The organism is Limnospira sp. PMC 289.06 (genome assembly GCF_032350395.1).
Classification (GTDB): Bacteria; Cyanobacteriota; Cyanobacteriia; order Cyanobacteriales; family Microcoleaceae; genus Limnospira; species Limnospira platensis.
Genome location: NZ_JARPLC010000065.1, coordinates 20939 through 27756 on the forward strand (window position 1 = coordinate 20939; position 6818 = coordinate 27756).

Consider the following 6818-nt stretch of genomic DNA (forward strand, 5'->3'; position numbering starts at 1 on the left):
CCCCAATAATGCTTATGCTCACAACAATCTCGGTTATGCCCTATATCTCCAAGGGAAACTGCCAGAAGCCATTGACGCTTACCGAACAGCTTTGGCACTTCCAGACAGAAGAGGTACACCCGCCAGCGCCCACACCCTAGCTCACAACAATCTCGGTCTTGCCCTCCAACAACAGGGAGATTTGCCAGGTGCGATCGCCGAATACAAAAAAGCCATCCGACTGGACCCCAACTTTGCTATAGCTTACAGCAACCTCCAGGAAGCCGAACGACTCCTCGCCCTGCGGGGGAATCCCCTCCCCGCGAACCCCACCGAAATCCTCCCCAGCCTTCAGGAGCAACCCCTATTTGGTCTGCAACGCTCCACCGTCCTGATTATCGCCCAAACCACCACCGGATATAAAACCGGTACCGGGTGGGTTGTCCACCGGGAAGGCAATAGCACCTACATCATCACCAACCGCCATGTAGTCTCTGACGAGGACTTTGGGAAACGTCCCAGCAGCGATATTCAAATCGAACTCTACAGCCACAACGAACCCGAACACCGCCTGCGGTTCCCGGCTCGTATCCGCCACATCACCAGCCCCAACGACCTCCTAGACCTGGCTGTCCTGGAAGTGACCGGGCTCCCCGACGACATCGAACCCCTCCGCCTCAGCAACTCTGCCATTCCCCTCGATGCTGATGTCCGCATCATCGGCCATCCCGTCACCGGCAGCTCCTGGACTATCCTGCGAGGTTACATTGCCGCCAACACCCCCGAACGCAACCAGCTAAACCTACAAATTGGCGGCACTAATCTAGCGGTGGGGAACTCCGGCGGCGCGGTCATCTACGATAACCAAGTCGTGGGTCTAGTAACCCGGATCAGCGACGAACTGGAAGCCGCAGTTATGGCAGGTGGGAACACAAGAGAGAGCATCGGCGGTTTCGGCTTCGCTTATCCTGTCGATGTCATCCGCCAACAACTGCAACGGTGGGGTCTGCGATTTTAACCACCCAGAAAGGGGGTTTTCTTCCACAGTAATACTAGCCTATCATATCCCCATAGATATTGTCAAACTTTTTGAGGGAAAAAAACCATGCTCCGATCAGTGCTTCTCACCCCTCTGTATCTACTCACCGCCGGAATTGTTGCCCTCCATACACCAGCAGCGGCCGCCTGTCCCCCCAGCGATCCTAACCACCTTGTTTATCAACGGCGTTCTAGCCCCAGCCGCTGCGAAGGCATCAACCGCCAAGCCATCAGTGCCTCGTTTAACCTAGTGTCCCTGGCTACCTCCAACCTGACTAATTTAGGCGATACCCTGAGACTGCAAGTGCCGAATATGGGAGGGACCCCTAACATTACTCTCCGCTCCTTTGAGAGGCGTTATCAACTCGACAGTTTCACCCCCGAATTAAGCCAAAATAAATATCAATTGCATTTAGATACCCGCATCATCAGACAAGCCGCAGTTGCCGCCAACAGTCTGCGGGCGATCGCCAGTCTTCCTGGTTCACAACCCATCTATATTCCGGTGATTATCGGTCAACCTTCCTCCTCCTATCAATTCGTTTTATACAGTCCCGCCCGCACCCAAATTAACAGCTTTGAAATTCGCCACAATAACCAAGTTATTCATAGTCAACAAAGACCCAACCCCAGACGGGGGGAAATGGTCTTTAGTTGGGATGGACGCAACCAACCCAGAGGACTCTATCAACTGTGGGTATTAGCGGAACTTCAACAGCGGGGACAACGCCCAGAAACCGTGACCAGGGTTTTTTCATTCTACCATGACCCGGCTTGGTTCCGATGATTTTATCCCCTAACCTACCTTTCCCGAAATCATGAACTTTTCCCGAAATTGGCAATGGCTAAAACTCCGATGTTCTCGATGGTCTCAAAACCGATATCAACAGTTTGTCCGTCTATGCGATCGCCTAAAAGACCCGATTTTTCCCCTGTTAAAGTCTCTGCAAAATGCCCTGATATACTTGGGGGAAACCTGCCTAAAATTGGTCAAAATCCCCATCCATTGTTTGTGGGTTGGGGTTCAGCTATTGTTATATATTAATCCCTTCACTCCCCACCGAGTCAACGACGAGAATTTAGAGGCTTATATTGTTTATCTGAAACTGGGGAGGGTTCGGTCTTTCCTCAAGGCTCAAAAACATCGGACTCCCGCCTTCCTGTTGCTGCTATTTTCCCTACTTATTCTGGGTTTCAAAATTGTGCCGTGGGCTCATGTATTTGAAGGCAATATCATCGCCGAATCCGTCAGCTTTACTTACGCCGGACCCTCACAGAAATTATTCATCAACTCAATCCGCAACCTCCAACGCCTCGAATTAGAAGGAGTTCAAAATCTGCATCTTTTGGGATTGTTTGAAGGGGAGGATTTGTCGGGTATTGACAACTTAGACATTCGCTTAAAATATCCCCACAGTAAGTTAATCATCACCTCGTCTAACCCCGATGGTTTCAGTCAACTTGAACTCAGTTATCTGCGACTCCAGCCACAAACCGAAGTCCGCAACTTTATTTATGATACCGACCGAAATCAACTGATTTTTACCCTAATTCCACCCTCCGAAGAAAACTCGGAAGAAAACTCGAAAACTGTCATCCAACTCTCCCTCGGACAAGACCCCTTAAATATCAGCCTGGAAGGATATGATTTACCCCAACTTAATCAACCCGAAGAAGAGTATAACTTTCGCGAATTTGTTTGGACTCCCTACACTACGGAATTGAATCTCTCCCCCAGCAGCCAAACGGAATTATATCTGGATTTGCCTAACCTGGAAACTAGCAATTATCAACAGTGGCTGTGGGGGAATTTAACCGTCAATCAAGTGCGCTTTTCCCGGTTACTCACCACCGATAAGACTCAGGATAATATCGAACTTTCGACTATATTACAGGGAAAAGTTCGCATGGTTAATCAAGATTTGAACTTGGAAAAGCGACAGTTTTTGATTTTTAACAAGACTCCCAATATCCAAAGTTTTCCCCGTTTACAAATTCACCCAGACGACCCCCAAGGCTTACAGGTTCGCATTCACGGTCAAGCCTCCAAAATTGCAGCCGGCATTGACCCTCAACTATCGGTCAGTCAAATTCACGCCAGTCTTTTAGACCTCTGGCTACTCCCAGAAATTGTTAATCTTCTGTTGACTGTGGCGGCGGTGGTAATTGGTTATGTGATTCCCTGGCTATTCACTAACTAGGGTTTTTCTGAGGGGGAATTAGTGCATTAATTCACATTAAATACTTGACAAATTCGGAAATCTGAGATATTATGGAAGTGATGGGTTATGGTCGCCCCCATTGACTCTGATTGACTCTAGCCTTGAGAATTGAGTCAAGACAGCAGAGAAGAGGCGATCGCATTTACTCATCGAACCAACTAGAGCGCCAAGCCGCCTCAGCCTGTAGGACAGCCCTTTCCCGCAATTTCTTCTGATAATTGCGTCCCAACTGGTTAAGGCGTTTAATCACATTGCGGATTTGATGTCGTCCGGCCATCACCCTAGGGTCAGAAAACTCAATTTCCGATATCCGCAGGTGAACGGTAATCAGTTGAGTGACACGGGAGGTCTGTTCCTCATTTTCATCTTCGGTCTCCACCATGAGAGTCAACAAATTGGGGGTATTCCCCGCCGTAGCTTCCAGGGGAGGTTCAGTTTTAGAGGCTGCTTCTATGAGGGCTACAGGCAACTCTTGAGGCAGTATAGTCGATTGCTGCAATAGCAGGTTAATCTCATGGGAGAGGCGATGGAGAATTTTAGCAGTGGCTTCCTCAATATTTTCTTGCCAACGCAGCAGGTGAGAGGGAGTAATTAGCAGGGGTTTGGGACTAGATGGAGAAATGGGTTTAAGGGTAGAAATTGAGGGGCGAACCTTTTGATTATCCTCGTTTTCCGTGTTTTCCCTGTCTGGGGATGGTTCAACATCATCAGAGGTTTCCGCCTCATCAGAAGGCGGTTTTTGCTCAGAAATAGGCGCACGCACCAGATTAAATAACCGATTTTGCGATCGCGAAACATGATGGCGAATTTGTGATTGTAACTCTTGTCGGCGCGCGAAAGATAGCTTTAAAAAGGCTTCTGGATAACCCTGGGTGCATAAATGATAAGTAGCTAGGATAAGTTGCTGTCGCAAGCCATCACCCAAAACCTGTAGATAATCACTGTAACATTGATGCAGCTCTTGGGCAATATCAGCGATCGCCTCTTCCAATAGTGCGATCTCATGTTCAATTTGTTTAACAGATCCAGCCATAATTGTAATAGGGGGGGGGAACACCATTAGCTCAACAGCAAATCAAAAACCCCGATCCATTCTGATTATGCCATCAGATCGGGGTTAATTGCACCAAAACTCACTGATTTTGAGAGTTACTCAGATTAAACCTTACCACCAGTTTGGGCAGCCACTTCATCAGCAAAATTAGTCTCTTCTTTTTCCAGACCCTCACCCAAGACAAATCTCGCAAACCGACGGACCTTGATATTTTCGCCCAAGGTAGAGATAGTCTGCTTAATGAGTTCCTCAAGGGAAATATTCTGGTCGCGGATATAGGGTTGGTCTACCAGAGACAACTCTTTGAGGCGTTTGTCAATACGACCCTGGACAATTTTCTCCTTGATATTGTCAGGCTTGTTACCGAGATCATCACGTTTCATCTCGATTTCCTTTTCCTTAGCCACAATATCAGCGGGAATATCATCGACCGAGACATACTCGACATTGGGACAAGCCGCAATTTGCATGGCGATATTACGCACCAACTCTTGAAACTCATCGCGACGAGCGACAAAATCAGTTTCGCAGTTAACCTCCACCAGAACACCAACCCGTCCTCCGGTGTGAATATAGCTACCGACTATTCCCTCTGTCGCCGAACGACCAGATTTTTTGTCAGCGGAAGCAATACCCTTTTGTCGTAGCCACTCAGCGGCTTTAGTCATATCGCCATCATTTTCCTTGAGGGCTTTTTTGCAGTCCATCATACCCGCGCCAGTTTTATCGCGCAGTTCCTTAACTTGCTTTGCAGAGATTTTAGCCATGTTTAATCCTTTAATTGCTTAGTTAAATTGCCACTAGCCAACACTTGTTAAGAAAGTTTAACAAATGTTTCACCAAATACTCAACCCTAGTCAGATAGAAGCCTGGGAAACCATAGCGCCCCCCAGACCGTCTACTATAGTTGTTGTATTGACCTAATCATCAGAGGAATCATCAGAGTCATCATCAGACTCATAATCATCACCGAATTCCTCGTCATCGTAATCGGTATCCGCGTCGTCGTAATCATCATCAGCGCCAACAGCAGATACCCCGTGACAGCCTTCATAAATACCATCAGCCAATTTACCAATAATCAGCTTAATGGCACGAATAGCATCATCATTAGCGGGAATATGGATATCAGCCAGGTCAGGATCACAGTTAGTATCTAACAGAGCAATAATGGGAATCCCCAATTTCCGGCATTCCATGACGGCATTATATTCCCGGCGTTGGTCTACCATAATCACGGCATCGGGGACTCGGCGCATTCCTTTGAGACCGCCCAAATACTTCTGTAGCTTACCCATTTCGCGACGCAAAACCGCCGCCTCTTTTTTGGGGAGATAGTCTAACTGACCGCTATTTTCTCGCGCTTCCAAGTCTTTGAGACGGTCTACGCGAGTTTTAATTGTCACCCAGTTGGTCAGCATACCCCCCAACCATCGTTGGTTGACATAATAACCACCACAGCGAGCAGCTTCCTGGGCGATAATACCAGCAGCCTGTCGTTTAGTCCCCACAAACAGGAACTTTTTGCCTTCTTCAGAAGCACTTCTGACATAATCATAGGCATCATCCATCAGTTGAGCGGTTTGTACCAGGTCAATGATGTGAACACCGTTGCGTTCTGTGAAAATGTAGGGAGCCATTCTAGGGTTCCACCGTCGGGTCTGATGCCCAAAGTGAACCCCAGACTCTAGCATATCTGCGAGACTGATAACTGGCATGATTAATTTTTCTCCTTTTCGGGTTAATCCTCCACCCAAGCGCCGATCTGTAAAGGAATTTCCCCACAGACACCCGAACTCTTGGATGTGCGAGTTGAGACAACTTGACGATTATAGCAAATATTGCACCACTGGCGATCGCCTCTGTCAGAGAAATAGAGATTTTTTCAGGTGAGGCGATAGATTAACAGCGATCGCATTGTGTGGTTTAATAGACAAAAATGATTGGAACTTTGAAATATGGCTAATAAATCTGGTGGATTTCCCTATCCCTTCCGTACTTTCTGGGCGATCGTCCTGTTAGGAATTAACCTGGTGGTGGCTGGCTACTATTTCCATATCATTCAGTAGTCTTGGCTGATTGCCCTTAAAAGTCTATGCTGCCGATCCATTATAGGGGTTCTCCCCTACCAATGGCTGCAGCATTTTTTTGATGCTTTAGCGATAGGTGCTTATAGGTTGCTGGGCTCTCTGGTTTTGAGAGATACTACGATAGATGAGCTATTTGAGATTTGATAGCTCGAATAGGTTGATGGTCACTATCATCGGAGATTTGACTAAGGTTGGCAGTGACAAAAGTCCGGCTACTCTGTGAATTGGCCTGGGCGGCGATCGCATGATAGCCATAACAACCTAAATGCGATCGTTACTCTGGCTTACCTGTGACTATGATCACATCGGCTCAGTCCCTATCTGGTGGGGGTTTGATGTTGGGTTGCACCTAACCTACGGTTGATGTTGGGTTGCACCTAACCTACGGTTGATGTTGGGTTGCACACAACCTACCACCTAACCTACGGTTGATGG

The 6818-nt window shown here is 47.7% G+C and carries 6 protein-coding genes and 1 pseudogene; 4 read left to right on the forward strand and 3 right to left on the reverse strand.

From position 1 onward, the window contains the following. The 3 genes and pseudogenes from P5674_RS14355 to P5674_RS14365 form a co-directional block, all read left to right on the forward strand. Positions 1-997, forward strand: a pseudogene (locus P5674_RS14355) (trypsin-like peptidase domain-containing protein); the annotation flags it as partial. 87 nt (positions 998-1084) lie between these two features. Beyond that, entirely contained in the window at positions 1085-1804 is a 720-nt protein-coding gene (locus P5674_RS14360; protein WP_014277216.1) for a hypothetical protein, read from the forward strand. A gap of 31 nt (positions 1805-1835) precedes the next feature. Continuing rightward, a complete protein-coding gene (locus P5674_RS14365; protein WP_062946010.1) occupies positions 1836-3218 on the forward strand; it encodes a hypothetical protein in 1383 nt (460 codons plus the stop codon). A 163-nt stretch (positions 3219-3381) separates the two neighbouring features. Here the strand turns inward: P5674_RS14365 and P5674_RS14370 are convergent, their stop codons facing one another. The 3 genes from P5674_RS14370 to rpsB all read right to left on the reverse strand — a co-directional run bounded on the left by P5674_RS14370 (position 3382) and on the right by rpsB (position 6011). After that, positions 3382-4272, reverse strand: coding sequence for a hypothetical protein (locus P5674_RS14370; protein ID WP_014277218.1), 891 nt, complete (start codon positions 4270-4272; stop codon positions 3382-3384). A gap of 125 nt (positions 4273-4397) precedes the next feature. Then, positions 4398-5060 carry a translation elongation factor Ts gene (tsf, locus tag P5674_RS14375; protein WP_006616759.1) on the reverse strand — a complete coding sequence of 221 codons (663 nt, stop codon included), beginning with the start codon at positions 5058-5060 and terminating at the stop codon, positions 4398-4400. A gap of 153 nt (positions 5061-5213) precedes the next feature. Then, positions 5214-6011 carry a 30S ribosomal protein S2 gene (gene rpsB / locus P5674_RS14380; RefSeq protein ID WP_006616758.1) on the reverse strand — a complete coding sequence of 266 codons (798 nt, stop codon included), beginning with the start codon at positions 6009-6011 and terminating at the stop codon, positions 5214-5216. 240 nt (positions 6012-6251) lie between these two features. Between rpsB and P5674_RS14385 the strand changes: the two genes are divergently transcribed. Further along, positions 6252-6362: a photosystem I protein PsaX gene (locus P5674_RS14385; protein ID WP_006616757.1), complete on the forward strand. Its 111-nt coding sequence runs from the start codon at positions 6252-6254 to the stop codon at positions 6360-6362. The last annotated feature ends 456 nt before the right edge of the window (positions 6363-6818 follow it).